At 62.0% G+C, this 2,710-nt stretch carries 4 protein-coding genes and 1 pseudogene; 3 read left to right on the top strand and 2 right to left on the bottom strand.

Translation table 11 applies throughout. The annotated features are described in order from the left end of the window. Positions 1-418, bottom strand: a 418-nt coding sequence (locus tag WAN02_RS34145; protein WP_422269770.1) for a winged helix-turn-helix transcriptional regulator, incomplete at its 3' end; no start/stop codon positions are given. A gap of 44 nt (positions 419-462) precedes the next feature. Then, a complete protein-coding gene (locus WAN02_RS34150; RefSeq protein ID WP_422269771.1) occupies positions 463-1,233 on the bottom strand; it encodes an SDR family NAD(P)-dependent oxidoreductase in 771 nt (256 codons plus the stop codon). Positions 1,234-1,342: 109 nt separating this feature from the next. Between WAN02_RS34150 and WAN02_RS34155 the strand changes: the two genes are divergently transcribed. The 3 genes and pseudogenes from WAN02_RS34155 to WAN02_RS34165 all read left to right on the top strand — a co-directional run. Beyond that, positions 1,343-1,765 carry a TIGR03618 family F420-dependent PPOX class oxidoreductase gene (locus WAN02_RS34155; RefSeq protein WP_422269772.1) on the top strand — a complete coding sequence of 141 codons (423 nt, stop codon included), beginning with the start codon at positions 1,343-1,345 and terminating at the stop codon, positions 1,763-1,765. 69 nt (positions 1,766-1,834) lie between these two features. Then, positions 1,835-2,467 (top strand): isochorismatase family cysteine hydrolase, encoded by a 633-nt coding sequence (locus WAN02_RS34160; protein ID WP_422269773.1) that lies wholly within the window; start codon positions 1,835-1,837, stop codon positions 2,465-2,467. Between the two features lie 18 nt (positions 2,468-2,485). After that, positions 2,486-2,710, top strand: a pseudogene (locus tag WAN02_RS34165) (hypothetical protein); the annotation flags it as partial.

Here is a 2,710-nt window from a genome sequence, read left to right on the forward strand (position 1 = left end):
GCGCATCGAGGTCCTGGCCGCACTGCGAGCAGACCACCCGGACACCCACGTGGTGCCCACAGGGCTTGTGCAGCAGGTCAACTGGCGGGGCAGCCAGACCGGTCCACTCGTTACCCCATTGCATCAGTGCGACGTAGACGGGAAACAGGGCTTTGCCCTTGGCGGTCAGCCGGTACTCGTTGAGGTCGCGCGTGGTGTGCTCGGCGTAGGGCCGACGCTCGAGAATACCGTGGGCGACAAGACCGTTGAGGCGGTCGGTGAGCACATTGCGAGCCAGACCGATGCCGCGCTGGTAGTCCTCGAACCGCCGAGCGCCGTTGAATGCCTGCCGCAAGATCACCCACACCCACCGTTCGCCAACGATGGCCGCAGAACGCGCGACCGCGCAGTTCTCGTCGAGCAGATCCGTGTGTCTCACAGTTACCAGGATAACCTCTGATCTCGTTGCTTTTCAAAACCTACTCAAGAGACGGTGAGGCCGCCGTCGACCACCAGCGTCGCGCCGGTGACGTAGGCCGCGGCGGGGCTCGCGAGGAACACCAGCGCGGCGGCAAGCTCCGCCGGATCTCCCGGCCGGCCGGCGGGCACACGCGGCAGTTGGCTGTCGATGTAGCCGTCAGGGAACTGATCAGTCATTTCCGACGGGAAGAAGCCCGGAGCCAGAGCATTGACGCGGATGCCCTTGCGACCGGTCCATTGCACGGCCAGGTCACGGGTCAGGCCTGTGACGCCGGCCTTGCTGGCCGAGTAGGCCGCCTGGGGCAGCCCTCCGCTGGTCAGCGCGACCACGCTGGCGACGTTGATGATCGAGCTGCCGGGTTGCATGACCCGGCCACACGCCTGGGCCATCCAATAGGAGCCGTTGAGATTGATGTCAATCACCTCGCGGAACTGGTCTGGCGTCTCACGGGTGGCCGGTACGGCCGTGCCCTTGCCGGCGTTGTTAACGAGCACGTCGACGTGGCCGAATTCGGCCATCGCCGTGTCGATTACCGCTTGTGCGTGCTCGGGCACTGCGACGTCCGCAGTCACCGTCAGCGCGCGCCGGCCCAGCTCCTCAACCAGGGCATGAGTTTCCTTGAGGCGATCGGTGCGGCGCGCGGTCAACACCACGTCGGCGCCCGCCTCGGCAAGTGCTCTGGCGAACGCGATGCCCAAACCGGACGAGGCACCAGTGACGATTGCCACCTTCCCGTCGAGCCGGAAGCGGTCGAGGACTGTCGTTGTCGTCATCTGGTTGTCCTTTCTGGGGATCATCCTGGTAATCGGAATACTAGTTGCAAATTACTACTACAGGTGTAGCGTGTGAAGCCATCCCAGCTCCTTAGAATGTGGATGTGGCATGAAACTCAATGACACCGCTCGTCAACTCATCGGTTCCGATCCCGCAACGCTGGTCACCGTCAACCGCGACGGCAGTCCGCAAGTCAGCGTGGTTTGGATGATGGTGCAACGCACGGCTGACGGCAACGACGAACTGGTCACGGCTCATCTGCAGGAGCATCTGAAGATCCGCAATATCCGGCGTGATCCCCGCGTGGCGATGACGTTTGTCTCTGTCGATCGCAGCGCACCGTTCATGCCCTATTTGTCGATCAGGGGCACCGCGCGCGTCGAGGAGGGCGGCGCCCCCGAATTGCTCGACGAGCTCGTCGCGGCGAAGTTTGGCGCCGACACCGGATTCCCGCCGCCGAACGCACCGCCCGGGTATCTGACTCGCATCACGATCGAGCATGTCGGCGGGATGGGTCGATGGACAGTTTGACGGCTCATCGAGGGTTTGGATGGCTAAGCCACGCTGTAGACGCTAGATCGGACCGAACGGAGTACGGGTATGGCGGACTCTGAGCCGAGTTATGAACCCGATCTGACGGGTCTGCTTATCGTCGATCCGTACAACGATTTTCTGTCGGAGGGGGGCAAGCTCTTCGAGCTCAGCCGCTCGACGCTTGAGGCGAACAATGTTGTCGAGCATATGCGGCAAGTGCTCGCCGCGGCTCGGGCGACTGACGTGCAGGTCTTTATCGCCCCGCACCATCGTTGGCGCAAAAGTGATCCGTATGAACATTGGAAAACGATGCCGCCAATCGGGGCCTCCGCCGCTGCGGGTCACATTTTCGCGGATGGAACTTGGGGCGGAAGTTTTCAACCCGATTTCGAGCCGCTCCCTGGCGAGGTTGTCGCCCAGGAGCATTGGCTCTCAAGTGGATTCGCCAACACCGACCTCGACCTTCAGCTGAAGAAACATGGCTTGCACAGTGTCATCGTGATCGGCATGCGCGCCAACACCTGCATCGAGTCGACCGTTCGCTTCGCAGCCGAGCTCGGCTACGAGGTCACGGTAGTGAAGGACGCTATCGGCAGCTTCGGGCACGCCGAAATGGACGCGTCGCTGCGGTTCAATATTCCGGCATACGCGAGCGCCGTCGTCTCGACCGACGAGATCGTCGCGAAGCTTTCAGTCTGATAACCGGGAGGTCGACAAATGACTGATGACGTGATCGCAAAATCAGTGGCCGAAGCCACGATTCATGCGCGTCTAGCAGCGATCGATCTCACCGAATGGGTGTTCACCCTGACCGACAGCGAATATCAGGCCTGCTCCAAGAATCACATTGCAGCGGCCGTGACGCTGACGCGCGAGGGCAAACGGATGTCCATCAATGTCGAGAACGTCGGCAACATGATGGTGCACCACTATGTCGAGGAC

This window comes from Mycobacterium sp., from assembly GCF_049281135.1.
Classification (GTDB): Bacteria; Actinomycetota; Actinomycetes; order Mycobacteriales; family Mycobacteriaceae; genus Mycobacterium.

What these genes read in the sequence shown, in the direction of transcription:
- WAN02_RS34150 (WP_422269771.1), bottom strand. Translation starts at nt 1,233, where the DNA reads ATGACGACAACGACAGTCCTCGACCGCTTCCGGCTCGACGGGAAGGTG.
- WAN02_RS34155 (WP_422269772.1), top strand. Translation starts at nt 1,343, where the DNA reads ATGAAACTCAATGACACCGCTCGTCAACTCATCGGTTCCGATCCCGCA.
- WAN02_RS34160 (WP_422269773.1), top strand. Translation starts at nt 1,835, where the DNA reads ATGGCGGACTCTGAGCCGAGTTATGAACCCGATCTGACGGGTCTGCTT.